The following is a 22,646-nucleotide window of genomic DNA, read 5'->3' as shown; positions in this document are numbered from 1 at the left end:
AATTTCACGTATCGAATAACGTTGTTTTAATCTAGCTATGAGGAACAAATAAAATAAAAATATTATTTTTAATACTGAAGCAACATCTTTGGCTGCTTTCTTTTTTAATATTGCTGGCCGATTCATTTTCTGATATCGGCCATTTTTATTGCGGGTATCAGGCCAGATTATGATTCGCCATTAATTCCAGCGCCTGCACTAACGCAGAGTGATCCAACTGGCTGCCACCGTTTGCCGCACAGGTATTAAATAACTCCTGGCAGGTCGCGGTGTTTGGCAGGTTCAGCGCCAGTGTCTTCGCACTTTGCAGTGCCAGGTTGAGATCTTTCTGGTGCAGCGCAATTTTGAAACCTGGATTAAAGGTGCGTTTAATCATGCGCTCACCGTGAACTTCCAGAATACGTGAGGAAGCAAAGCCGCCCATCAGCGCCTGGCGCACACGTACCGGGTCTGCACCGGCTTTTGAAGCAAACAGCAGAGCTTCAGAGACCGCTTCAATATTGAGCGCTACGATAATCTGATTTGCCACTTTGCAGGTTTGACCGTCGCCGTTACCGCCCACAAGGGTGATATTTTTACCGAGCAGTTCAAACAGCGGTTTAACACGTTCAAATACCGCTTCGTCACCGCCAACCATAATTGACAACGTCCCTTCACGCGCGCCGATTTCACCGCCGGAGACTGGCGCATCGAGATAATCACCGCCCAGTTCATTCACCTGACGAGCGAAACGTTTAGTTTCAATCGGGGAAATGGAGCTCATATCAACAATGGTTTTGCCCTTCAGCGAGGCTTTGGTACAACCATTTTCACCGAACAGAACTTCTTCAACCTGTGGTGTATCCGGCACCATAATAAAAATGATGTCCGATGCTTCCGTTACCTGGTGCGCAGTTTCAACACTGACGGCACCCAGTGACAGTAATTCATCAGCAACCGGACCAATGGTTGTGACATGCAGTTGATGACCGGCACGCGCCAGATTAATGGCCATCGGTGTACCCATAATGCCTAAGCCAATAAATCCCAGTTTCATAATTAACCTCTTTTAAATTTTGCTTTTCCTGGATTCAGACAACACGATCCCCTGCCAACTTAGCGGCCTAAAAAAGCATTGCCTGAACAGCGTTACGTTTTAACGGTACGGATCCATCCAGCGTAAACCGGCTTCCGTGGTAGTTTGGGGTTTATATTCACAACCAACCCAACCGTTGTAGTCAGAATTTTCGATTACCTTAAAGAGATAATCATAATTAATTTCTCCGGTCCCCGGTTCGCCGCGATGCGGATTATCGGCAATTTGCAGGTGACCAATTTTATCGGCCCACTGAGTCATGGTGTTGGTTAATTCACCTTCCATCCGCTGCATGTGATAAATGTCATACTGAATTTTCAAATTGCAGCAACCAACATCATCAATCAATTTCAGCGCCTGCCGAGTTCCGGTGAGATGGAAACCAGGAATATCAAAATGGTTAATAGGTTCAATCAGTAATAAAATATCTTCTTTCATCAGCATATTCGCGGCATAACGCAGGTTTTCTACAAGCGTTGCGTGAATCTGTTCACTGCTGAAACCAGTCGGCGTTTTACCGACCAGACAGTTAATTTTTTTATTACCCAGCGCACGAGCATAACGAATCGCTGCTGCTACGCCATCCCGAAACTCTTCTTCACGGCCAGGAATACAGGCAATACCCCGCTCGCCCGCCGCCCAGTCACCTGCCGGTAAATTGTGCAGCGTATGTTCGAGTTTATTACTCGCCAGTACCTGTTTTAATTCTTCAATGTCGTAGTCATAAGGGAACATAAATTCAACGCCGCGAAAACCACACTGCGCAGCTTTCTCAAAACGGACGAGAAAATCATATTCACCAAATAACATCGATAAATTAGCAGAGAAACGTAACATTATTTATCTCCCTTATTCATAGTGCATGAAGCAGGTTTCAGTCGGTGCATCCGCTGCGTTATCGGCGATATCTTCAAATTCCATGACGTTATCCAGTTCGCTGCCCATCGAAATATTGGTCACACGCTCGAGAATAACTTCCACGACTACCGGTACCCGATATTGCGCCATTAAGGCTTTCGCCTGTTCAAAGGCCGGTGCAATATCTTCCGGTTTGAAGACGCGAATCGCTTTACAACCTAAACCTTCCGCTACTTTTACGTGGTCGACGCCGTAACCGTTCACTTCGCTGGAGTTGATATTCTCGAAAGCGAGTTGCACGCAGTAGTCCATGTCAAAGGCGCGTTGTGACTGACGAATCAGGCCGAGATAGGCGTTATTCACCAGCACATGGATGTACGGAATGTTGAACTGCGCGCCAACGGCTAACTCTTCAATCAGGAACTGGAAGTCAAAGTCGCCAGAAATCGCCACCACATTGCGTTTCGGATCAGCGGCACAAACCCCCAGCGCCGCCGGAATCGTCCAGCCTAACGGACCAGCCTGACCACAGTTGATCCAGTGGCGGTCTTTAAAGACATGCAGCATTTGTGCCGCAGCGATTTGTGACAGGCCAATGGTGGTGACATAACAAACATCGCGACCAAAGGCTTTGTTCATCTCTTCATACACGCGCTGCGGTTTCACCGGCACGTTGTCGAAGTGGGTTTTGCGCAGCAAAGTGCGTTTGCGCTGCTGGCAGTCGGCGACCCATTCTTTACGACACGGCAGACGACCCGCTTTTTGCATCTCCTGCGCCACTTCAACCAGCAGTGTCAGCGCCGCTTTAGCATCAGAGACAATGCCGAGATCCGGACACAGCACGCGACCAATTTGCGTCGGCTCAATATCGATATGAACGATTTTGCGCCCTTCGGTGTATTTCTCTACCGAACCGGTATGACGGTTAGCAAAACGGTTACCGATACCAAACACCATGTCGGACGCCAGCAACGTTGCGTTACCGTAACGATGCGCGGTTTGCAGACCGACCATCCCGGCCATCAGTTCATGATCGTCCGGGATACAGCCCCAGCCCATCAGCGTTGGGATCACCGGAACGCTGGTCAGTTCAGCAAACTGTTGTAACAGTGCAGCTGCGTCAGCATTGATTACCCCGCCCCCGGCAACAATCACCGGACGTTCGGCCTGGATTAACATTTCTACAGCTTTTTCGATCTGCATACGGCTGGCAGCAGGTTTGTAGACCGGCAGCGGTTCGTACATGTCAGGATCAAACTCGATTTCCGCAACCTGAACGTCGAACGGTAAATCCACCAGTACCGGACCCGGACGACCAGAACGCATCAGGTGAAATGCCTGTTGCAGCACGCGAGGCACCAGCGCCGCTTCACGTACTGTAACCGCCATTTTGCTGACCGGTTTAGCAATTGCTTCAATATCTACGGCCTGAAAATCTTCTTTATGCAGACGGGCGCGCGGAGCCTGGCCGGTAATGCACAGAATAGGAATGGAATCAGCAGAAGCAGAATAGAGCGCGGTGATCATGTCCGTGCCCGCAGGACCGGAAGTCCCCAGACATACGCCGATATTCCCTGCCGTTGCGCGGGTATAACCTTCCGCCATGTGCGAAGCACCTTCCACATGACGCGCCAGAATGTGACGAATACCGCCGTGCTTACGCATCGCTGAGTAGAACGGATTGATTGCAGCTCCCGGAACACCGAAGGCGGTGGTGATACCTTCTTTCTCCAGCACATACATTGCCGCGTCAACGGCTCTCATTTTTGCCATTTTATTCCTACCTCTATTAATTGGAAAAATTTTCCAACTTTCAAATTTTGTCAAAAAAACCCGCTCCGCAGAGCGGGATGCGACAGACATTATGGATGTGCTTTCAGTCCCAACGCCGTGCTGATATCGCGGGCGGTGTCTCTGACCAGCTCACCCTGACTGACAAAACGATCTTCTGTCAGTCTTGATGAAGGCCCGGAGATGGAGATAGCGGCAACAACACTACCGACATCGTCATAAATTGCTGAAGCTATGCAATTCAGGCCTACAACATGCTCTTCTTTATCTACGGTATAGCCCAGTTCACGCGCTTGTTCCAGGTCCTTCAGCAGGGTGGGCATATCCACAAGCGTAGTTGGCGTAAACTGCTGCAAACCGGTTTGCAGAATGATGCTCATCAACTCCTCTTCCGCCAGCGGATAAAGCAGCGCTTTGCCCGCACCGGAAGCATGCAGTGGCAGACGACTGCCCAGTGGCGCGCACATCCTGACCATCGATTTACACTCTAACTGACCAATTAATACCGCTTCATTGCCGTTACGGATCGCGACATTGACCGTTTCGCCGGAAAGTAACATCAGGCGGCGCATAAACGGCCCGGCGACGGAGAGGACATCGCGGTTATGGATGTACGCTGCACCGACGTTAAAGACACCTAATCCTATATGCCACCAGCCTAACTGACTGTCCTGATAGACAAAATCCGCTGCCTGTAAAACCTTCAGCAAGCGAAAGGTCGTGGAGAGCGGCAAATCCAGATTGAGAGAAATATCGCTAACCGACGAACTTCCCCCACTTTTTTCCAGATATTGCAGAATCGCAATTCCCCGCTCTAATGCCTGTGCGCCCTTCTGTGCCACAGGCTCCGCCTGTCCTGGCCTGCCGCGCCGTCTAACTTCCGTCATACCTACGTTAACTCCGACCTACAAGTGAGCATAAACAATGAACAATTAGTTTATCTTATGCAAGTCGGTTGCAGGCGTCACGCAAAACAGAGTTCCTGTTCAGGAATACTTTCAACATCACAGTTGTCACTGCCGCCGCGATCGATGGTCAGAAAATCGGTGACGCGCTGCCAGGCGAAAAGTGGGTGATGCCAGACGTTACGATGGTAATTCACTCCCTGTTCGCCGTTGGTAATAAACGCCCGCAGGGTTGACAGGTCTGGTTTGTCGTCACCTAACGCCACGACCACCACAAACACCTCACCTTTCATCGGGATAAAGGCCTGAGTACCCAGCGGATGACGTTCGAGTTCGTGAATGGTCAGCGGCAGATTCGCCGGTTGCGCGCGGTTAATGCTGATAAGCGTACGGTCTTGCTCAAGAATCTCAACCAGCGCCAAATCGTGGTAACGCTCCACCAGGCCATTGTTAATATGGAAAAAATCCCGTTGCTGCGTTTCGATTACGTCGCCATAAGCACTAAAGGCTTCCTGACTTAACGGTAATACCTGAAGTTTCATCTTTTTGTCCTTGTAACATAATTCCGTTCAACCACCGCCGACCGGTCAGCTTGGTTTCAATAACAGGCAATCTAAAACCTTAAGAGAACAACATCAATACAAAAGTTGGAATATTTTTCCAAAACTAGATTTAGTCCACAAATTGAACAGGGTTATCATGTAAAAATACTGATAAATCAGAGGATAAGAAAATCACGCAACTTGCGGATTTAAAAGGGGATACCTGAAGATGTTCGATCCAGAAACCTTGCGAACTTTCATTGCGGTTGCTGAAACAGGAAGTTTTTCAAAAGCGGCAGAACGATTATGTAAAACCACGGCGACGATCAGTTATCGCATTAAACTTCTGGAAGAGAATACCGGAGTAGCGCTGTTTTTCCGTACGACTCGTAGCGTAACGTTGACAGCGGCTGGCGAGCATCTACTTTCCCAGGCCAGAGACTGGCTGAGCTGGCTGGAAAGTATGCCCAGCGAGCTGCAACAGGTGAATGATGGCGTGGAACGCCAGGTGAATATTGTCATCAACAACCTGCTCTATAACCCCCAGGCCGTCGCCCAGTTGCTGGCGTGGCTGAATGAGCGTTACCCCTTTACCCAGTTTCACATCTCCCGACAAATCTATATGGGCGTCTGGGACTCGCTATTGTACGAAGGTTTTTCGCTGGCTATCGGCGTCACGGGAACTGAGGCGCTGGCAAATACCTTTAGTCTTGATCCCTTAGGATCGGTGCAATGGCGATTTGTCATGGCGGCGGATCATCCGCTGGCGAACGTTGAAGAGCCGCTAACAGAAGCGCAGTTGCGGCGCTTTCCGGCGGTCAATATTGAAGACAGCGCCCGCACCTTAACCAAACGCGTCGCCTGGCGATTGCCGGGTCAAAAAGAGATTATTGTTCCCGATATGGAAACGAAAATCGCCGCCCATCTGGCGGGCGTTGGCATTGGTTTTTTGCCAAAATCGCTTTGCCAGTCAATGATCGATAATCAACAACTGGTCAGCCGGGTAATCCCAACGATGCGCCCTCCTTCGCCATTGAGTCTGGCATGGCGCAAATTTGGCAGCGGCAAAGCGGTAGAAGATATTGTGACCTTGTTTACCCAGCGCAGGCCGGAAATCAGCGGATTTTTAGAAATTTTCGGCAACCCACGCAGTTAAAAATCAAGTTTCCTTGCGCGTTGGCGCGTAAAATAGCGCGCAAGCTGATTTGAGGTTCACTTTTAACTATGCAAGAGAGACACACGGAACAGGACTATCGTGCCCTGCTGATTGCTGATACGCCCATTATTGATGTTCGCGCCCCTATAGAGTTTGAGCAAGGCGCAATGCCCGCCGCTATCAATCTGCCGTTAATGAATAACGATGAACGCGCCGCCGTTGGCACCTGCTATAAACAGCAAGGCTCAGACGCAGCGCTGGCGCTGGGACATAAACTGGTTGCGGGTGAAATTCGTCAGCAGCGCATGGACGCCTGGCGGGCAGCGTGCCTGCAAAATCCGCAAGGTATTCTCTGCTGCGCCCGTGGCGGTCAGCGCTCACATATTGTGCAAAGCTGGTTGCATGCAGCGGGGATTGATTATCCGCTGGTGGAAGGCGGTTATAAGGCACTGCGCCAGACCGCGATTCAGGCGACCATTGAACTGACACAAAAACCGATAGTGCTGATTGGCGGTTGTACCGGCAGCGGTAAAACGCTGTTGGTGCAGCAACAGCCGAACGGTGTTGATCTGGAAGGGTTGGCGCGTCATCGCGGTTCGGCGTTTGGTCGCACCTTACAACCACAACTTAGCCAGGCGAGTTTTGAAAACCTGCTGGCTGCCGAAATGCTAAAAACCGACGCCCGTCAGAATTTGCGCCTGTGGGTGCTGGAAGACGAAAGCCGGATGATCGGTTCGAATCACCTGCCGGAATGCCTGCGCGAGCGAATGACTCAGGCGGCGATTGCGGTGGTAGAAGATCCGTTTGAGATCCGTCTTGAGCGCCTGAACGAAGAGTATTTCTTGCGTATGCATCATGATTTTACCCACGCGTACGGCGACGAACAGGGCTGGCAGGAGTATTGCGAATACCTGCATCACGGACTTTCGGCTATTAAGCGTCGGCTGGGGCTACAGCGATATAACGAACTGGCTGCAAGGCTGGATGCAGCGCTGACAACGCAACTCACCACCGGCAGCACCGACGGTCATCTGGCCTGGCTGGTGCCGTTACTTGAAGAGTATTACGACCCAATGTATCGCTATCAGCTTGAGAAAAAAGCGGAAAAAGTTGTCTTTCGCGGTGAGTGGGCGGAAGTGGCGGAATGGGTTAAGGCGCAGTGATGGGCGGTATTCTGAAACGGCGATTGTCGTGAGAACAGAATGGTTGCACCAGAATACAGATATAAAAAAACCGACATGACAGTCGTTTTTTTTATTTTTTCCGCCCAAGACTTGGTGGTTCCGGGCAGAAATGAAACAGTCCTCATCTAGCAAGTGAATTATAAGTCAGGATGCCTACATATTCAAACAGCTATGTTGGCGATACAATCCCGACGCTAGTAGTGATACTGCCTCAAGGGATTACCGCAGTGCGGAAAAGTACTTTTAAGTCCTGGTCAGGATACAGGTGGTGCTGATTCTGGTGCTCTAATTTGGAGAGAGGCAGTCCTCATCTAGCACATGAAGAAAATCATAGTTACAGGCAACGTAAGGGTAAGCTGTGATTGTCTTTCTCCCTTAAGGGAGCAACGGATGAAAACTTTTCTCGATAAAGTTCTCATCGTTCTTAAGGCGCTAATCGCGCTGCTGGAACTGATCCGTCAGTTTATTGAATAACTGAGGAAACGTCGCTAAGGCCGAAGGTTTACCACCTTCGGCCTTTAAAAAAACCGACATGACAGTTGGTTTCATATTTATTGCCAAAATGCACACTGTTCATGCCAGATGCGGCGTAAACGCCTTATCCGGCCTACGGTTGAGTGCAGTTTTGTAGGCATGATAAGACGCGCCAGCGTCGCATCAGGCACCGCCGCACAACTGCCGGATGCGGCGCAAACGCCTTATCCGGCCTACAAAATCTTGCAAAATCAATATATTGCACGATATTCGTAGGCCTGATAAGCGTAGCGCATCAGGCAATCTAACACCTGTCATCACCCCGCAAACTGCCTGAACAGCGCCTTACCCTTAACCAGTCGTGCGCCCAGCCAGCCGCCGCAAAGCGACAGCAGCAGCGCACCGCTGCACGGCAGAACAATCCACAATCGCCAGTCTGGCTCCCACGGAAAATCAAACACTTTCGCCTGCAACACTGCCAGTGCCGTTTCCGCACCAATTGCGGCCACCAGGCCGGAAACAAACCCAAGCATGGCGAACTCACACCACAACGTGGTACGCAGCAGTTTTTTCCCCGCACCGAGTGTGCGCCACACCACCAGCTCCTGATGACGCTGACGCATTCCCACCTGCACCTGTGCCAGCAACAGCAACATACCGCAGGCGGTGACCAGCACCACCATCACCTCCAGCGCCCGACTTACCTGCTCCAGCACCTGACCGACCTGTTTTAAAATCGCGCCAATGTCTAACAGGCTAATGGTAGGGAACTGGCGGTTGAGTTGCGTCAACATGCCGTTGCCATTCTCCCAGCGGAAACTGGTAAGCCAGCTCTGCGGTTGCCCGTCTAATGCCCCTTCAGGGAAAATAAAATAGAAATTAGGCCGCAGACTTTCCCAGTCCACTTTGCGCAGGCTGGTCACTTTAGCGCGGAACTCCTGGGTATCGCCCATAAAAGTCACAGTATCGCCGAGGGCAACGTTTAAGCGTTTCGCCAGCCCCTCTTCCATCGACACTTCATCGGCTTTTGGCGGCCAGTTACCGGCGACAATCGGATTATGATCGGGCCGCGTATTTTGCCAGGTAAGATTGAGTTCGCGGTTAAGCGCCTCATCTTCATTACCTTCTGTCGGCTTATCGTTAATCGCCGTCAGCCGTGCCCGCACCATCGGATAAAACGATTCCGGGACTATCTGATGTTCCGCGAGGAACGCTTTTAGCGGTGCTACCTGTTCTGTGGCGAGGTTGATTAAAAAGTAGTTCGGGCTTTCTGGCGGTAGCTGCTGCTGCCAGCGGTCGAGCAAATCGCCACGCAGCACCAGTAGCAGTGCCAGCAGCATAAAGGAGAGCGAAAATGCCGAAAGCTGGCTTAACGTTGACCACGGCTGACGTAACAGGCGGCTAACCGCCAGGCGCAGAGGCAGCGATTTCAGCGTCATGCGGCGAAGTACATTCAGCAGCATCCAGCCCAGCACACCGCACAGCAAAGCCAGTACTACCGCGCCCGCCAGCACCGCCCAGAGCAGCATACTGCCACCCATTAATCCGGCGAGCAGCAGCACAACCACCACACTGACAATCGGCAGATAAAACTTCAGCGGCCAGACGTTCGCTACCACATCATTACGTAATACGCGTAAAGGCTGCGTTGCCAACAACAAGCGGTACGGTCGTAGCCCCACCAGCAGCGAGATGACTGTCATGGTGCCGAGCGCCCACAGCCACGGACAGAGGCTGGCTGGCGGTAGTGCAGCAGGCAGAACGGGCTTGAGCAGCACCATCAACACGTTTTCGAACAACAGGCCTATCGCCCCACCGGCAACGGCTGAAAGCGTCAGCACCATCAACCACTGACCGACGATTAGCTTACGCAGTTGCGCTCGCCCTGCCCCCAGCGTTTTGAGGATCGCCACCAGATCGTAGCGACTGCGACAGTAATGATTCATCGCTACCGCCACTGCTGCCACTGCCAGCAGCAAGGTCAGAAGCGCCGAAAGCAGCAGGAACTGTTGCGAGCGTTCCATCGATCGCCCCAGCGCGCCTTCGTCCTGTTCCAGACCGTACCAGCGTTGTTCGGGTTTAAGCTGAGGTAACAACCATTTCTCATAGCTGTCGAGCTGGTTCTCGCTGCCGCCGAATTTATAGCGCCAGGTGACCCGACTCCCCGGCTGCACGGCTCCGGTTTTATCGACATCCGCCAGATTCATCATCAGACGCGGAGCCATCTGGAAGGGGTTAAAACCGGAATCCGGTTCCTGAATCACTTCTCCGGCAATCCGCAAGGTGGCATCGCCCACGTCAATGGTGTCGCCCGTTTTCAGGTTAAGCAGTGCCATCAGGCGTGGGGCCAGCAATACGCTGCCCGCCTGCGGTTTCAGGCCAGGGGGATTGGTTTGCAGATCGCCATACATCGGGTAGATATCATCCACCGCTTTAACGTTCGCCAGCTGCGGTGTGTCGCCTGCAAATGTCATGGTGGCGAAAGTCAGCTGCTTGCCGACTTTCAGGCCGCGCTTTTGCGCTTCCTCCAGCCATGCTTGCGGCACTTCGCGCGAACTGCGCAGCGCCCGATCGCCCGCTATAAACTCACGGCTTTGCTGGCTTAAGCCCTTCTCCATGCGATCGCTGATATTGCCCAGCGCCAGCACGCAGGCCACCGCCAGGCTTAGCGCCAGCCAGACAATTAATAGCGACGGCGAGCGCCATTCGCGCCAGAACCAACGTGCAATCATGCTTCCTCCTGCAACTGCCCGTTCACCAGCCGTAAGCAGCGGTCGCAGCGTGCCGCCAGTTGCAGGTCGTGGGTCACCATTATCAACGTGGTGCCATGCTCACGGTTGAGGGAAAACAGCAGGTCGGCAATTTTATCGCCGGTCTGGCGGTCAAGGTTGCCGGTGGGTTCGTCGGCAAACAGCACATCAGGTCGACCGTTAAAGGCTCGTGCCAGCGCCACTCGTTGCTGTTCACCGCCGGAAAGCTGTGCCGGAAGATGATCCAGACGTTTACCCAGACCTAACTGTTCGAGCAACGCTTTCGCTCCGTTACGACTTTCCGCGCTACTCTCACCGCGCAGCAGCGCCGGAAGCTCGACGTTTTCCAGCGCGTTAAGGGTAGGAATTAACATAAATGACTGAAAAACAAAGCCGACGTGCTTCGCGCGCAACTTTGCCCGCGCTTCTTCGTCCATATTATGTAGCGGTTGTCCCACCAGACTCACTTCGCCACTGCTGCCGTCATCCAGCCCGGCGAGGATCGCCAGCAAGGTTGACTTACCCGATCCCGACTCGCCCACCAGTGCGATGGTCTCGCCACGTTTGACAACCAACTCAACTCCGGTGAGGATGGAGAGTTCATGCTCCCCCTGACCGACGGACTTCTTAAGATGATGAACTTCAACAATGTTTTCCGCTGGCATTTGCCCTTCCTGTTCCTGGTCCTGTTAACCTTCCGTGCCGCCGCAGCGGACACGTTATTGATTCTGGGTGATAGCCTGAGCGCCGGGTATCGAATGTCTGCCAGCGCGGCCTGGCCTGCCTTGTTGAATGATAAGTGGCAGAGTAAAACGTCGGTAGTTAATGCCAGCATCAGCGGCGACACCTCGCAACAAGGGCTGGCGCGCCTTCCGGCTCTGCTGAAACAGCATCAGCCGCGCTGGGTGCTGGTTGAACTGGGCGGCAATGACGGTTTGCGTGGTTTTCAGCCACAGCAAACCGAGCAAACGCTGCGTCAGATTTTGCAGGATGTCAAAGCCGCCAACGCTGAACCATTGTTAATGCAAATACGTCTGCCTGCAAACTATGGTCGCCGTTATAATGAAGCCTTTAGCGCCATTTACCCCAAACTCGCCAAAGAGTTTGATGTTCCGCTGCTGCCCTTTTTTATGGAAGAGGTCTACCTCAAGCCACAATGGATGCAGGATGACGGTATTCATCCCAACCGCGACGCCCAGCCGTTTATTGCCGACTGGATGGCGAAGCAGTTGCAGCCTTTAGTAAATCATGACTCATAAAGCAACGGAGATCCTGACAGGTAAAGTTATGCAAAAATCGGTCTTAATTACCGGATGTTCCAGTGGAATTGGCCTGGAAAGCGCGCTCGAATTAAAACGCCAGGGTTTTCATGTGCTGGCAGGTTGCCGGAAACCGGATGATGTTGAGCGCATGAACAGCATGGGATTTACCGGCGTGTTGATCGATCTGGATTCACCAGAAAGTGTTGATCGCGCAGCCGACGAGGTGATCGCCCTGACCGATAATTGTCTGTATGGGATCTTTAACAATGCCGGATTCGGCATGTATGGCCCCCTTTCCACCATCAGCCGTGCGCAGATGGAACAGCAGTTTTCCGCCAACTTTTTCGGCGCACACCAGCTCACCATGCGCCTGTTACCCGCGATGTTACCGCACGGTGAAGGGCGTATTGTGATGACCTCATCGGTGATGGGATTAATCTCCACGCCGGGTCGTGGCGCTTACGCGGCCAGTAAATATGCGCTGGAGGCGTGGTCAGACGCGCTGCGCATGGAGCTACGCCACAGCGGAATTAAAGTCAGCCTGATCGAACCCGGTCCCATTCGTACTCGCTTCACCGACAACGTCAACCAGACGCAAAGTGATAAACCAGTCGAAAATCCCGGCATCGCTGCTCGCTTTACGTTGGGGCCGGAAGCGGTGGTGGACAAAGTGCGCCATGCTTTTATTAGCGAGAAGCCGAAGATGCGCTATCCGGTAACGCTGGTGACCTGGGCGGTAATGGTACTTAAGCGCCTGCTGCCGGGGCGCGTGATGGACAAAATATTGCAGGGGTGAGTTGAAGCGCGCGCTTAAGCCCCCATGTCAAAGAAAATATCGACAACAGAGAGCGACTCCATGTCCGTAGAAAATATTGTCAACATTAACGAATCTAACCTGCAACAGGTTCTTGAACAGTCGATGACCACTCCGGTGCTGTTCTATTTTTGGTCTGAACGTAGCCAGCACTGTTTGCAGTTAACCCCAATTCTGGAAAGCCTTGCGGCGCAGTACAACGGGCAATTTATTCTGGCGAAGCTGGACTGCGACGCGGAGCAGATGATTGCCGCCCAGTTTGGTCTGCGCGCGATTCCGACCGTATATCTGTTCCAGAACGGGCAACCGGTAGACGGCTTCCAGGGGCCGCAACCGGAAGAGGCGATCCGCGCCCTGCTGGATAAAGTGCTGCCGCGCGAAGAAGAGCTGAAAGCGCAGCAGGCGATGCAACTGATGCAGGAAGGCAATTACACCGATGCCCTGCCATTGCTGAAAGACGCCTGGCAGTTGTCGAATCAGAACGGGGAGATCGGCCTGCTGTTGGCAGAAACGCTGATTGCGCTGAACCGTTCTGAAGATGCAGAAGCGGTGCTGAAAACCATTCCGTTACAGGATCAGGACACCCGCTACCAGGGGCTGGTGGCGCAAATCGAACTGCTGAAGCAGGCGGCTGATACGCCGGAAATTCAACAGTTGCAACAGCAGGTGGCGGAGAATCCAGAAGATGCCGCACTGGCGACGCAACTGGCGCTGCAACTGCATCAGGTTGGGCGCAATGAAGAGGCGCTGGAGTTGCTGTTCGGGCATCTGCGTAAAGATCTCACCGCCGCAGACGGTCAGACGCGTAAAACGTTCCAGGAGATCCTCGCTGCGCTGGGTACGGGTGATGCACTGGCGTCGAAGTATCGCCGCCAGCTGTATGCATTGTTGTATTGATATTCCGTTGATCGGCACATGAACCACAACGCCGGATGCGATGCTGCGCATCCGGCATCGCATCATTTCTTCTTCAATTGCGTCACCACCAACTGGTGGCGCGAATTATAAAACTTACGATAGGTTAAATAGCAGGCAATAATGGTCGACAAGCTGGCGGTTGAGAGCAGCATAAAAGTTACCATAATCTGATATTTAATCGCCTTCACCGGATCAATCCCGGCAAATATCAGCCCGGACATCATTCCTGGTAAACTCACTAAGCCAACCGTTTTTGCTGAATCGACCGTCGGAATTAAAGCCGCGCGAATACTGTCGCGAATCAATATCGCTGAAGCCTGCTTCGGCGTCGCGCCAAGACTCAGTTTCTCCTGAATCTGTTGCTGTTCGCTAATCACCCGTTGCCCTAAATTGTTGTAACACAACCCCACCGCTACCATGGCGTTACCGGCTATCATCCCGGCGATAGGGATCACCTGCATCGGGATAAATTCAATCGACCCTGAGAGAATCAGCACCGCCAGGGTAATTCCCGCCCCGACCGTAATGGCAATAAACGATGAGATAAAAGCTTTAGCAATATATTTACTGCGTTTTTGCGCGTTCCACGCCGCATTAAAGCAGATAAATAACACCATCAATAATGTCAGGCTGGCATCATCCACGCTGAAAATATACTTCAGCACATAGCCGACAATAATCAGCTGAATTATCGCTCGCCCGACGCTCCAGAGAATATCTTTCTCCAGCGCCAGTTTTTCTTTATGGCTAATTAAGATTGCCACCACCACCAGCATTAATGACAGTGCTAATGATTCGTTAGTAATATTATGCGTGTTCATAGCGTGCTTCCTGCATTTCTCCGGCATGCGGTTGCAGTGTAATCACTTTATCCGCATGATTAATTTCGTCTTTATCGTGTGTCACCCACAGCACGGCAATATTTTGCTCGCGCACATAACGATGGATCATCTCATTGACGTTATGTTTATTACTTTCATCCAGCGCACTGGTTATTTCATCCAGCAATAAAACCTTCGGCATAAATTGCAGGTTACGAATCAATGAGATGCGTTGTTTTTCACCACCAGATAGCTCGGCGATATTCTTCGTCAAAACGCTGTCCGGCAAAGCGAAGCGTTCGAGAAAATCGAGAAAAATGGCCGGGTCAGGCTGCTGGTTACGGATCTGCCAGGGAAAAATCAGGTTATCGTATACCGTATCGCCAAACAGCGTCGGCGTCTGGGCGCAGTAAGAAACTTGCTGGCGGTAGATTTCTGGCTTTAGTGTGCTGACATCCTCCCCTTCAAACAGTAACGTTCCGCTGGTTGGGCTGATCAATGAAGCAACTATTTTTAGCAGCGTACTTTTGCCACAACCAGAAGGACCGGTAATTAACTTAAATTCGCCAGCACGCAGCGAAAAATTGATGTTATTAAGAATCTTCGCATCACCCGCCAGATATCCTACGTTTTGTAGCTGAAGCAAAGGACTATTTTCCTGCATCGCTGTTCCCTTTTTCTGATTTTTACTAAAAACAGTTTATCCTTCGCAGGAATAAGGGGGAACTCTCTTTCAGTAATCAGGTATAATTTGTTTAATCAAGCAGCAATTTTGCTGATTATGGACGGTACAACAGGAGGTTTTTCCGATGCTTATCTTTATCCCGATTCTCATTTTTGTCGCGCTGGTCATTGTCGGCGCGGGCGTCAAAATCGTGCCGCAGGGCTATCAATGGACGGTAGAACGTTTTGGTCGCTATACCAAAACGTTACAGCCGGGGCTCAGTCTGGTGGTGCCGTTTATGGATCGCATTGGTCGCAAGATCAATATGATGGAGCAAGTGCTCGATATCCCTTCCCAGGAAGTTATCTCGAAAGATAACGCCAACGTTACCATCGACGCAGTCTGTTTTATTCAGGTGATTGACGCGCCACGCGCTGCCTATGAAGTCAGCAATCTGGAGCTGGCGATCATCAACCTGACCATGACTAACATCCGTACCGTGTTGGGTTCAATGGAACTTGACGAAATGCTCTCTCAGCGCGACAGCATCAACTCACGCCTGCTGCGTATTGTCGATGAAGCCACCAACCCGTGGGGGATTAAAGTCACCCGTATTGAAATTCGCGACGTGCGCCCACCGGCAGAGCTTATCTCTTCAATGAACGCGCAGATGAAAGCGGAACGTACCAAACGCGCTTACATTCTTGAAGCGGAAGGGATCCGTCAGGCGGAAATCCTCAAAGCCGAAGGTGAAAAACAGTCGCAGATCCTGAAAGCGGAAGGCGAACGTCAGTCGGCGTTTTTACAGGCTGAAGCGCGTGAACGTTCCGCTGAAGCAGAAGCCCGCGCCACCAAAATGGTGTCTGAAGCCATTGCCTCCGGCGATATTCAGGCGGTGAATTACTTCGTAGCGCAGAAATACACCGAAGCGTTACAGCAGATCGGTTCCTCCAGTAACAGCAAAGTAGTGATGATGCCATTAGAGGCCAGCAACCTGATGGGGTCGATTGCCGGGATTGCCGAGCTGGTGAAAGACAGCGCCAACAAACGGACTCAGCAATGATGGAGTTAATGGTCGTTCATCCACATATTTTCTGGCTCAGTCTCGGCGGGTTGCTGCTAGCAGCCGAGATGCTGGGCGGAAATGGTTATTTGTTGTGGAGTGGCGTGGCAGCGGTGATTACCGGCCTGGTGGTCTGGCTGGTGCCGCTGGGTTGGGAGTGGCAAGGGGTGATGTTTGCCGTCCTGACGCTGCTCGCCGCCTGGCTGTGGTGGAAATGGTTGTCGCGGCGGGTGCGCGAACAAAAGCACAGCGACAGTCATTTAAACCAGCGCGGGCAGCAGCTGATTGGCCGACGTTTTGTGCTGGAATCTCCGCTGGTCAACGGGCGCGGTCATATGCGCGTCGGTGACAGTTCATGGCCTGTCAGCGCCAGCGAGGATCTCGGCGCAGGTACGCATGTTGAAGTCATTGCGATAGAAGGGATAACGCTGATCATCCGTGCGGTCATCGCCTGATGCGACGCTGACGCGTCTTATCATGCCTACAAAATATGCCCGAATCGTAGGCCAGATAAGGCGCTTGCGCCGCATCCGGCATATAGCCGAGTAGAGGCAAAATTACTCTTCCCTGCCTTTACCCATACTTTTTTGGTCTTCATCCGGATAGTGTTTTTTTAGATATTCCAGGACGTTTTTATTGACCTTGTGTTGGGTATACACCCACCCTTTCCAGTAATCAGGCTGGTCCAGGTAAACTTCTGGCGGAATGGTGAAATCAGAAAGCGTTAACCATTCGGCTAACAGATCGGGGTTTCGTTTCTGTATCAACTGCAACAGCATAATCAGCGACATGGCAGAGGCAGGAGCCGTACTATCGCCGCTTAAATACTTCCACACTGTCGACCGGTTCGAACGAAAAAGGATCGGTAGCAATGCCCGGTCCAGATTCATTTCATTAAAAATCTTCTCAAATTCATTCATTTAAATTTTCCTGCCTGGCGTAAACCTCTTAAAAATTGAGATTTATCAAAGAAACGCATTTTAGCACACATCAGGAACCGCTTCACGTTTAGTCCAGAAACAGAATTTATTTCGCTTATCAAAACTAGTCTTTACTCTTTTTTACATTGAAAGAGCACGAAATGTTTTCCTTTTTTATTTATAAAAGAAACAATTTTTGTTTCTTATTGGTGGTATTTACGCTTACACCAAACAAAAATGCGCTTTACATCACATAAATGGCGGCGTAGATTTCGATCAAATTGCAACGCAGTTTATTTCTTAAAACAATATTATTTGTTTCTTATAGAAACATTAATACGACTTATTTTGAACAAGAGAAAATGAATGAAAACTGTAAACGTAGCTTTACTGGCACTCATAATTTCAGCAACATCTAGCCCTGTTGTTTTAGCTGGTGATACCATTGAAGCGGCGGCAACAGAGCTTTCAGCCATTAACTCTGGCATGTCGCAATCGGAGATTGAGCAGAAGATTACCCGCTTTTTAGAACGCACAGACAACAGCCCCGCTGCGTATACCTATTTGACTGAACATCACTACATCCCTTCTGAAACACCTGATACCACTCAGACTCCCACTGTCCAGACAGATCCTGACGCAGGACAAAAAACCGTTGCCGCTACAGGTGATGTACAGACAACTGCCCGTTATCAGAGCATGATCAACGCCCGACAGTCTGCGGTAACTGACGCCCAGCAAACGCAAATTACAGAGCAACAGGCGCAGATCGTAGCCACACAAAAAACGCTCGCCGCGACTGGAGATACGCAAAATACCGCGCATTATCAGGAGATGATTAATGCCAGACTGGCGGCTCAAAATGAGGCTTATCAGCGCACCACCACTGAACAAGGGCAGAAAATGAATGCGCTGACAACCGATGTGGCAGCACAACAGCAAAATGAAAGGACTCAATACGATAAACAAATGCAAAGTCTGGCGCAGGAGTCTGCCCAGGCACATGAACAAATTGACAGCCTGTCACAAGACGTAACCCAAACGCACCAACAGTTAACCAACACCCAAAAACGGGTTGCAGATAACAGCCAGCAAATTAACACGCTCAATAACCATTTCAGTTCGCTGAAAAACGAAGTTGAGGATAATCGTAAAGAAGCCAATGCGGGAACTGCATCTGCCATCGCTATCGCCTCACAACCCCAGGTGAAAACCGGTGACTTGATGATGGTGTCAGCGGGAGCGGGAACCTTCAACGGTGAATCTGCGGTGTCTGTAGGAACATCTTTTAATGCCGGAACGCATACCGTGATTAAAGCCGGTGTCTCTGCGGATACACAATCTGATTTCGGCGCGGGTGTCGGCGTGGGATATTCGTTCTAATATTTCAATCCTCAATATAAATAAGAGCAAGGAAGCTTGCCGGTTTTCACCTCTTCATTAATTTGTACATTATTTAAGGTTAACAATGATGAATAGCTCCATTAAATCGTTTTCCCTGCTGGCGGTTATATTACTGGCTGGCTGTAGCTCACCCGCTTCCCGCATCGCAGATTGCCAGGCGCAGGGCGTCAGCCATGACACCTGTTATCTCGCAGAACAGCAGCGTCAGGCGGCTATTTTAAGTGCATCCGAGGCACAGGCATTTAAAAATGCAGAAGCCGCACAACACGCCCAGGCGGCAAAGAAAGCCATTTATAAAGGATTTGGCATGACCTTTAGAATGAGCAGTAAAAACTTTGCTTATCTCAATGATTCATTATGTGCAATTGATGAAGACAATAAAGATGCCACTGTTTATCAGTCAGGTCTGTATAACGTCATTGTTTATCATCACACAGGAAAAGTCGCCTTAATGAAAGAAGGCCAGTTTGTGGGTTATTTAAAATGAAGGAACAAAGGAAAATACCCCTGACGCATATTATGATTATCGGTGCGTTTATTTTTGCCTTCTTGCAAGTAGTATTATTAGCCTCCCTGGTTCACGCTGTGAATGTTAACAATGAAATCCAGGAAGGCTTATTTCAGTCGGGGCGCATTATGGTAGAAAGTTTGCAGCATATTCTTTCGGTGCAAACGGGAATTAACTGATTTTCACCCCGCCCGATGATGACAGCAGCCGGAGAGATTTTCGATAATCGGACAGTCGGCGCTGTCATCACCGGGGCAGGCATTCGCCAGCGCCAGTAGCTGGTTGCGCATAGATTGCAGTTCTTCGATATGCCGTTCGATCTCCGCCACCTTCTCCAGCGTACGACGTTTGACGTCGGCACTGTGACGCTGCGGGTCGTTAAACAGATTCACCAGCTCGCCGCTCTCTTCCAGGTTAAAGCCCACCTGGCGCGCCTGGCGCAGTAAGGTCAATTCGTTGAGATGCTGCTGCGTGTAGGTTCGATAACCATTTTCGCTGCGCATCGGCGGCGTCACCAGCCCCTTCTCTTCATAGAAGCGAATGGCTTTGCTGGTCAGGCCGGTAATTTTTGCTACATCGCTAATGTTCATCGTTCGCGCAACGCCTCCTGTGCTTTGTTAAAGGGTTTCAACAGATAATCCAGCACGCTTTTTTTGCCGGTGCGGATATCGACCGTCGCCACCATACCGGGGAATATCGGAAACTGCTGTTTGCTTTTGTTTTCCAGATGGTTGCTGAAAGTGCGAATGTACACCCGATAGTAATAAACATCGCGCCGCACTTCATCCTGCACGGTGTCTGGTGATATCACCCCTACTTCTCCCGGCAGGCCGCCGTAGATGGAGTAATCGTAGGCAGTTATTTTCACCAGCGATTTTTGCCCCGGATGGATAAACGCCACATCGCGCGGGGAGATTTTTGCCTCAATCAGCAGTTGCTCATCCAGCGGCACGATGGTCATCAGTTTACCACCGGGGGCAATGACGCCGCCAACTGTGGTGACGTCAATATCCTGAACAATGCCACGAACTGGCGCAGTAAAGTTGAGCCTGGTGAGGGAGTCTTCACGCCCACGGATCACCGAACGCTGGGTTTCCACTTCCGCATTGGCTTTCGCTAACTCTTCCCGCGCCTGTACGTAGTATTGCGTGCGCACGTCGCTAAGTTTGTTTTCCAGTTCATTGACCTGGCGTTGCAGGCGCAGTACTTCGACGCTGCTCGCTGCCCCCTGTTTTACCAGCGACTGGGTCATCGCCAGTTCGCGATTGACCAGACTGCTCCCCTGCGTCAGCCCGGTGGTGGCTTTGTTCAACCCGTCGCGGCGAGTGTTGTACAACGCCGTTTCCGACTCGATAAGTTCGGGGAATTTATTCAGTTCGTCAGGGAAGACCAGCGGTTTATTGCTCACTTCCGCCCGCAGCCGCGCCGAGGTTGCCAGCGCAGCGTACAGCCGCGACATCGCTTCCTGGACGTCGGATTCCGTTTTAGTGCGGTTAAGCTGCGCCAGCGGCTGGCCCTGTTCAACTATATCGCCAACTTTCACGTTCAGATGATACAGAATTCCGCCTTCCAGCGACTGCACCACCTGTTCGCGCCCGGAAGGTTCTACCGTGCCGCTGCCGGTGGTGACTTCATCAAGCTGGAAGTACCACGCCCAGCCAAGAAAACAAAACAGCATCACAGCAGTAACGCGTACCGCCAACGCCGAACGCGGCAGGCGGGGTTCAGTCAGGCCACGGTTATATTGCAGTTGTCCGTTCATGCGGCAGACCCCTTATTCTTTTCCTGCAACACCACCCGTCGCGCCGTGGGTTCGCCCTGTTCACGCAAAATGGCCTCTTTCGCGCCGTCCATTACAATCCGCCCCTGATCCATCACGATAATGCGGTCCACCAGTTGCAGCATCGCCGTGCGGTGAGTGGCGATGACCAGCGTGCGATGCCCAATCCACTGTTTCAGTTGTTCGATTAAATACGCTTCCGCCATTTCGTCCAGCGAGGCGCTGGGTTCGTCGAGCAGCACGATATTGGGTTGAGAGATGAGTAGCCGCGCCAGCAGCAGCGTTTGCCGCTGGCCACCAGAGAGGCCAAATCCTCCTTCCTGAATCATGTAGTTGAGACCGTTTTTCTGCTTCTGCACAAAGGGCAGCGCTCCGCTGAGGGTTAACGCGCGTTCGATATCTTCATCGCTGGCTTCCGGCATCCCCATGGTGAGGTTTTCCCGCAGCGAACCAAAGAACAGTCGCCCGGTCTGGCTGAGTAGCCCCATGTCGCGCCGCAGATCCGCCGGATCAAGCTGCCCGATACTGATGTTATCCAGCAACACCTGCCCCTGCTGGGCGATACGCATTCCGGCGAGCATTTGCAGTAGCGTCGATTTACCCGCGCCGTTGCGCCCGAGAATGGCGATTTTCTCACCAGCCTGAATGTTGAGTTTGCCAATCGCTACATCGGCAATCTTCTCTTCTTCGTCGTAATAAAACACCGCGTTGCTGAACTGATAATTACCGTGCAGCACCGCTTTATGCACCAGTTTGCCGTGTTCCGGCTGATCCACGGGACGCTTCATCAGTTCATCAAGGCCGTTACGTGCTACTTTCGCCTGCTGCCAGCGCGAGAGCACGCCGGATATCTGCGACAGCGGCGCGATGGTGCGCGAAGCCAGGATCGTCGTCCCGACCAGTGCGCCGGTGGTCATGTCGCCGTTCATCACCATAAAGCAGCCCACCAACAGCACCACGACGTAGACGATGGATTGCACTTCCTGGGTCCAGGTGAGCAGTAGCCCGGTGAGAAAACGTTGCTTCATGCTGATGGACGAGGCCACATCGTTGGTGTGATTCCACTGATTCTGGAAACGCTGTTCGGCGCGCAGCAGTTTAATATCTTCAATCGACTGCACGGCTTCCACCAGCGTAGCGTTGCGTACCGCTGACTCGCGCATTCCTTCGTTCGCCAGCCGCGCCAGCGGGCGTTGCACCAGCAGGCCGGGGATCACCAGCAACGGCAGCGCCAGCAAAACCACCAGCACCAGCCAGCCGCCGATCATCCACAGAATAAAAACAAACAGCAGGAAGAACGGCAGATCCGCCACCGCGCCGATAGTGGTGGAAGTAATCAGCTCCCGCACCGATTCCAGTTCGCGGATCTGCGAGATAAACGAGCCGGTGGATTTCGATCGCACGTTGTTTTTCAGCCGTAATGCGTGACCAAAAACGCGATCCGAAATACGCAGATCCGCCCGCTTGCCGATCACATCAGAAAGATGCGTGCGCACCATGCGCATACAGAACTCAAACAGGATCGCCATCATCACCCCGGCGAACAGCACCCATAGCGTCGGGTACGATTGCGCCGGAACCACCCGGTCGTAAACCTGCATCGAGAAAATCATCGCTGCCAGCGCCAGCACGTTCGCCACCAGTGACGCCAGCATAATATCGCCATAGCGCCGCCAGTCTTTTAGGGAAGGTGCGAATAAGCGGGGAAATTCTTCTCGGCTGACTCAGTCATTTCATTTCTTCATGTTTGAGCCGAT

General features: G+C 51.8%; 23 protein-coding genes and 1 pseudogene. 11 read left to right on the top strand and 13 right to left on the bottom strand.

All coding sequences use genetic code 11. From position 1 onward, the window contains the following. Nucleotides 1-157: 157 nt before the first annotated feature. The 5 genes from glxR to allA form a co-directional block, all read right to left on the bottom strand. Nucleotides 158-1,036, bottom strand: a complete 879-nt coding sequence (gene glxR / locus OQV04_RS13355) for a 2-hydroxy-3-oxopropionate reductase (protein WP_032280431.1) — start codon at nucleotides 1,034-1,036, stop codon at nucleotides 158-160. Between the two features lie 99 nt (nucleotides 1,037-1,135). Beyond that, a complete protein-coding gene (gene hyi / locus OQV04_RS13350) occupies nucleotides 1,136-1,912 on the bottom strand; it encodes a hydroxypyruvate isomerase (RefSeq protein WP_032280430.1) in 777 nt (258 codons plus the stop codon). 12 nt (nucleotides 1,913-1,924) lie between these two features. Next, nucleotides 1,925-3,706, bottom strand: a complete 1,782-nt coding sequence (gene gcl / locus OQV04_RS13345) for a glyoxylate carboligase (RefSeq protein WP_001096881.1) — start codon at nucleotides 3,704-3,706, stop codon at nucleotides 1,925-1,927. Between the two features lie 89 nt (nucleotides 3,707-3,795). Next, a complete protein-coding gene (gene allR / locus OQV04_RS13340) occupies nucleotides 3,796-4,611 on the bottom strand; it encodes an HTH-type transcriptional repressor AllR (protein ID WP_000141275.1) in 816 nt (271 codons plus the stop codon). 77 nt (nucleotides 4,612-4,688) lie between these two features. Continuing rightward, nucleotides 4,689-5,171, bottom strand: coding sequence for an ureidoglycolate lyase (gene allA / locus OQV04_RS13335; protein WP_000776388.1), 483 nt, complete (start codon nucleotides 5,169-5,171; stop codon nucleotides 4,689-4,691). A 229-nt stretch (nucleotides 5,172-5,400) separates the two neighbouring features. Between allA and allS the strand changes: the two genes are divergently transcribed. The 3 genes from allS (at nucleotide 5,401) to dinQ (ending at nucleotide 7,985) form a co-directional block, all read left to right on the top strand. Beyond that, the gene (gene allS / locus OQV04_RS13330) at nucleotides 5,401-6,327 is read left to right on the top strand and encodes an HTH-type transcriptional activator AllS (RefSeq protein WP_000460145.1); all 927 of its coding nucleotides are present in this window, start codon (nucleotides 5,401-5,403) and stop codon (nucleotides 6,325-6,327) included. A gap of 68 nt (nucleotides 6,328-6,395) precedes the next feature. Beyond that, on the top strand, nucleotides 6,396-7,490 hold the full coding sequence (gene mnmH, locus OQV04_RS13325) for a tRNA 2-selenouridine(34) synthase MnmH (protein ID WP_032280428.1): 1,095 nt from the start codon (nucleotides 6,396-6,398) through the stop codon (nucleotides 7,488-7,490). 339 nt (nucleotides 7,491-7,829) lie between these two features. Then, nucleotides 7,830-7,985 carry a damage-inducible type I toxin DinQ gene (dinQ, locus tag OQV04_RS25070; protein ID WP_001308457.1) on the top strand — a complete coding sequence of 52 codons (156 nt, stop codon included), beginning with the start codon at nucleotides 7,830-7,832 and terminating at the stop codon, nucleotides 7,983-7,985. A 317-nt stretch (nucleotides 7,986-8,302) separates the two neighbouring features. Here the strand turns inward: dinQ and ybbP are convergent, their stop codons facing one another. Both ybbP and ybbA read right to left on the bottom strand, forming a co-directional pair. Next, complete coding sequence (gene ybbP / locus OQV04_RS13320; protein ID WP_032288163.1) at nucleotides 8,303-10,717, bottom strand: putative ABC transporter permease subunit YbbP; 2,415 nt, start codon at nucleotides 10,715-10,717, stop codon at nucleotides 8,303-8,305. Continuing rightward, nucleotides 10,714-11,400 (bottom strand): putative ABC transporter ATP-binding protein YbbA, encoded by a 687-nt coding sequence (gene ybbA / locus OQV04_RS13315; protein ID WP_001110573.1) that lies wholly within the window; start codon nucleotides 11,398-11,400, stop codon nucleotides 10,714-10,716. Before ybbA ends, ybbP begins: the two co-directional genes overlap by 4 nt. On the opposite strand from ybbA, the gene tesA reads away from it, so the two are divergent. Genes tesA through cnoX form a run of 3 tightly spaced genes read left to right on the top strand, consistent with a single transcriptional unit; the run spans nucleotide 11,371 to nucleotide 13,708 of the window. Then, nucleotides 11,371-11,994, top strand: a complete 624-nt coding sequence (gene tesA, locus OQV04_RS13310) for a multifunctional acyl-CoA thioesterase I/protease I/lysophospholipase L1 (RefSeq protein ID WP_001295836.1) — start codon at nucleotides 11,371-11,373, stop codon at nucleotides 11,992-11,994. The two genes, ybbA and tesA, sit on opposite strands and share 30 nt — an antisense overlap. Next, entirely contained in the window at nucleotides 11,984-12,793 is an 810-nt protein-coding gene (gene ybbO, locus OQV04_RS13305) for an NADP(+)-dependent aldehyde reductase (protein WP_000148959.1), read from the top strand. The genes tesA and ybbO overlap by 11 nt, the downstream gene beginning before the upstream one ends. Before the next feature lie 60 nt (nucleotides 12,794-12,853). Continuing rightward, nucleotides 12,854-13,708 carry a chaperedoxin gene (cnoX, locus tag OQV04_RS13300; protein WP_001295322.1) on the top strand — a complete coding sequence of 285 codons (855 nt, stop codon included), beginning with the start codon at nucleotides 12,854-12,856 and terminating at the stop codon, nucleotides 13,706-13,708. A 62-nt stretch (nucleotides 13,709-13,770) separates the two neighbouring features. Here the strand turns inward: cnoX and fetB are convergent, their stop codons facing one another. Further along, the gene (gene fetB, locus OQV04_RS13295) at nucleotides 13,771-14,550 is read right to left on the bottom strand and encodes an iron efflux ABC transporter permease subunit FetB (RefSeq protein WP_032280426.1); all 780 of its coding nucleotides are present in this window, start codon (nucleotides 14,548-14,550) and stop codon (nucleotides 13,771-13,773) included. Next, nucleotides 14,537-15,214 (bottom strand): iron efflux ABC transporter ATP-binding subunit FetA, encoded by a 678-nt coding sequence (gene fetA / locus OQV04_RS13290; protein ID WP_032280425.1) that lies wholly within the window; start codon nucleotides 15,212-15,214, stop codon nucleotides 14,537-14,539. The genes fetB and fetA overlap by 14 nt, the downstream gene beginning before the upstream one ends. Before the next feature lie 145 nt (nucleotides 15,215-15,359). Here fetA and OQV04_RS13285 point away from each other — a divergent pair, with 145 nt between their 5' ends. Both OQV04_RS13285 and OQV04_RS13280 read left to right on the top strand, forming a co-directional pair. Continuing rightward, complete coding sequence (locus OQV04_RS13285) at nucleotides 15,360-16,277, top strand: SPFH domain-containing protein (RefSeq protein WP_274446675.1); 918 nt, start codon at nucleotides 15,360-15,362, stop codon at nucleotides 16,275-16,277. Next, nucleotides 16,274-16,732, top strand: a complete 459-nt coding sequence (locus OQV04_RS13280) for an NfeD family protein (protein WP_000970331.1) — start codon at nucleotides 16,274-16,276, stop codon at nucleotides 16,730-16,732. The genes OQV04_RS13285 and OQV04_RS13280 overlap by 4 nt, the downstream gene beginning before the upstream one ends. A gap of 102 nt (nucleotides 16,733-16,834) precedes the next feature. On the opposite strand, the gene OQV04_RS13275 is transcribed toward OQV04_RS13280, so the two are convergent. Next, nucleotides 16,835-17,197, bottom strand: a complete 363-nt coding sequence (locus tag OQV04_RS13275) for a hypothetical protein (protein WP_001001644.1) — start codon at nucleotides 17,195-17,197, stop codon at nucleotides 16,835-16,837. A 366-nt stretch (nucleotides 17,198-17,563) separates the two neighbouring features. Here OQV04_RS13275 and OQV04_RS13270 point away from each other — a divergent pair, with 366 nt between their 5' ends. The 3 genes from OQV04_RS13270 to OQV04_RS13260 all read left to right on the top strand — a co-directional run bounded on the left by OQV04_RS13270 (nucleotide 17,564) and on the right by OQV04_RS13260 (nucleotide 19,288). Continuing rightward, entirely contained in the window at nucleotides 17,564-18,580 is a 1,017-nt protein-coding gene (locus OQV04_RS13270; RefSeq protein ID WP_032280422.1) for a YadA family autotransporter adhesin, read from the top strand. A gap of 85 nt (nucleotides 18,581-18,665) precedes the next feature. Beyond that, on the top strand, nucleotides 18,666-19,088 hold the full coding sequence (locus OQV04_RS13265) for a hypothetical protein (RefSeq protein ID WP_032280421.1): 423 nt from the start codon (nucleotides 18,666-18,668) through the stop codon (nucleotides 19,086-19,088). Continuing rightward, the gene (locus OQV04_RS13260) at nucleotides 19,085-19,288 is read left to right on the top strand and encodes a hypothetical protein (protein ID WP_000664216.1); all 204 of its coding nucleotides are present in this window, start codon (nucleotides 19,085-19,087) and stop codon (nucleotides 19,286-19,288) included. The genes OQV04_RS13265 and OQV04_RS13260 overlap by 4 nt, the downstream gene beginning before the upstream one ends. A gap of 3 nt (nucleotides 19,289-19,291) precedes the next feature. On the opposite strand, the gene cueR is transcribed toward OQV04_RS13260, so the two are convergent. From cueR to OQV04_RS13245, 3 genes and pseudogenes are all read right to left on the bottom strand, one after another. Then, nucleotides 19,292-19,699 carry a Cu(I)-responsive transcriptional regulator gene (gene cueR, locus OQV04_RS13255; RefSeq protein ID WP_001026752.1) on the bottom strand — a complete coding sequence of 136 codons (408 nt, stop codon included), beginning with the start codon at nucleotides 19,697-19,699 and terminating at the stop codon, nucleotides 19,292-19,294. Next, complete coding sequence (locus OQV04_RS13250; protein WP_032280420.1) at nucleotides 19,696-20,871, bottom strand: HlyD family type I secretion periplasmic adaptor subunit; 1,176 nt, start codon at nucleotides 20,869-20,871, stop codon at nucleotides 19,696-19,698. The genes cueR and OQV04_RS13250 overlap by 4 nt, the downstream gene beginning before the upstream one ends. Beyond that, nucleotides 20,868-22,577: pseudogene (locus OQV04_RS13245) on the bottom strand (type I secretion system permease/ATPase); the annotation flags it as partial. The gene OQV04_RS13250 and the pseudogene OQV04_RS13245, both read right to left, overlap by 4 nt. Nucleotides 22,578-22,646 lie beyond the last annotated feature (69 nt).

It is taken from the genome of Escherichia sp. Lx600-2 (assembly GCF_036662595.1).
GTDB lineage: Bacteria > Pseudomonadota > Gammaproteobacteria > Enterobacterales > Enterobacteriaceae > Escherichia > Escherichia coli.
The sequence above is the reverse complement of the archived record's forward strand: the minus strand, read 5'-3'. Positions and strand labels throughout refer to the sequence as shown.

Coding starts and splice junctions, on each gene's coding strand:
- allS (WP_000460145.1), top strand. CDS start 5,401: ATGTTCGATCCAGAAACCTTGCGAACTTTCATTGCGGTTGCTGAAACA.
- hyi (WP_032280430.1), bottom strand. CDS start 1,912: ATGTTACGTTTCTCTGCTAATTTATCGATGTTATTTGGTGAATATGAT.
- dinQ (WP_001308457.1), top strand. CDS start 7,830: ATGAAGAAAATCATAGTTACAGGCAACGTAAGGGTAAGCTGTGATTGT.
- gcl (WP_001096881.1), bottom strand. CDS start 3,706: ATGGCAAAAATGAGAGCCGTTGACGCGGCAATGTATGTGCTGGAGAAA.
- cueR (WP_001026752.1), bottom strand. CDS start 19,699: ATGAACATTAGCGATGTAGCAAAAATTACCGGCCTGACCAGCAAAGCC.
- OQV04_RS13260 (WP_000664216.1), top strand. CDS start 19,085: ATGAAGGAACAAAGGAAAATACCCCTGACGCATATTATGATTATCGGT.
- mnmH (WP_032280428.1), top strand. CDS start 6,396: ATGCAAGAGAGACACACGGAACAGGACTATCGTGCCCTGCTGATTGCT.
- OQV04_RS13285 (WP_274446675.1), top strand. CDS start 15,360: ATGCTTATCTTTATCCCGATTCTCATTTTTGTCGCGCTGGTCATTGTC.
- fetA (WP_032280425.1), bottom strand. CDS start 15,214: ATGCAGGAAAATAGTCCTTTGCTTCAGCTACAAAACGTAGGATATCTG.
- OQV04_RS13275 (WP_001001644.1), bottom strand. CDS start 17,197: ATGAATGAATTTGAGAAGATTTTTAATGAAATGAATCTGGACCGGGCA.
- OQV04_RS13280 (WP_000970331.1), top strand. CDS start 16,274: ATGATGGAGTTAATGGTCGTTCATCCACATATTTTCTGGCTCAGTCTC.
- ybbO (WP_000148959.1), top strand. CDS start 11,984: ATGACTCATAAAGCAACGGAGATCCTGACAGGTAAAGTTATGCAAAAA.
- OQV04_RS13250 (WP_032280420.1), bottom strand. CDS start 20,871: ATGAACGGACAACTGCAATATAACCGTGGCCTGACTGAACCCCGCCTG.
- ybbP (WP_032288163.1), bottom strand. CDS start 10,717: ATGATTGCACGTTGGTTCTGGCGCGAATGGCGCTCGCCGTCGCTATTA.
- allA (WP_000776388.1), bottom strand. CDS start 5,171: ATGAAACTTCAGGTATTACCGTTAAGTCAGGAAGCCTTTAGTGCTTAT.
- OQV04_RS13265 (WP_032280421.1), top strand. CDS start 18,666: ATGATGAATAGCTCCATTAAATCGTTTTCCCTGCTGGCGGTTATATTA.
- glxR (WP_032280431.1), bottom strand. CDS start 1,036: ATGAAACTGGGATTTATTGGCTTAGGCATTATGGGTACACCGATGGCC.
- ybbA (WP_001110573.1), bottom strand. CDS start 11,400: ATGCCAGCGGAAAACATTGTTGAAGTTCATCATCTTAAGAAGTCCGTC.
- OQV04_RS13270 (WP_032280422.1), top strand. CDS start 17,564: ATGAAAACTGTAAACGTAGCTTTACTGGCACTCATAATTTCAGCAACA.
- tesA (WP_001295836.1), top strand. CDS start 11,371: ATGAACTTCAACAATGTTTTCCGCTGGCATTTGCCCTTCCTGTTCCTG.
- fetB (WP_032280426.1), bottom strand. CDS start 14,550: ATGAACACGCATAATATTACTAACGAATCATTAGCACTGTCATTAATG.
- allR (WP_000141275.1), bottom strand. CDS start 4,611: ATGACGGAAGTTAGACGGCGCGGCAGGCCAGGACAGGCGGAGCCTGTG.
- cnoX (WP_001295322.1), top strand. CDS start 12,854: ATGTCCGTAGAAAATATTGTCAACATTAACGAATCTAACCTGCAACAG.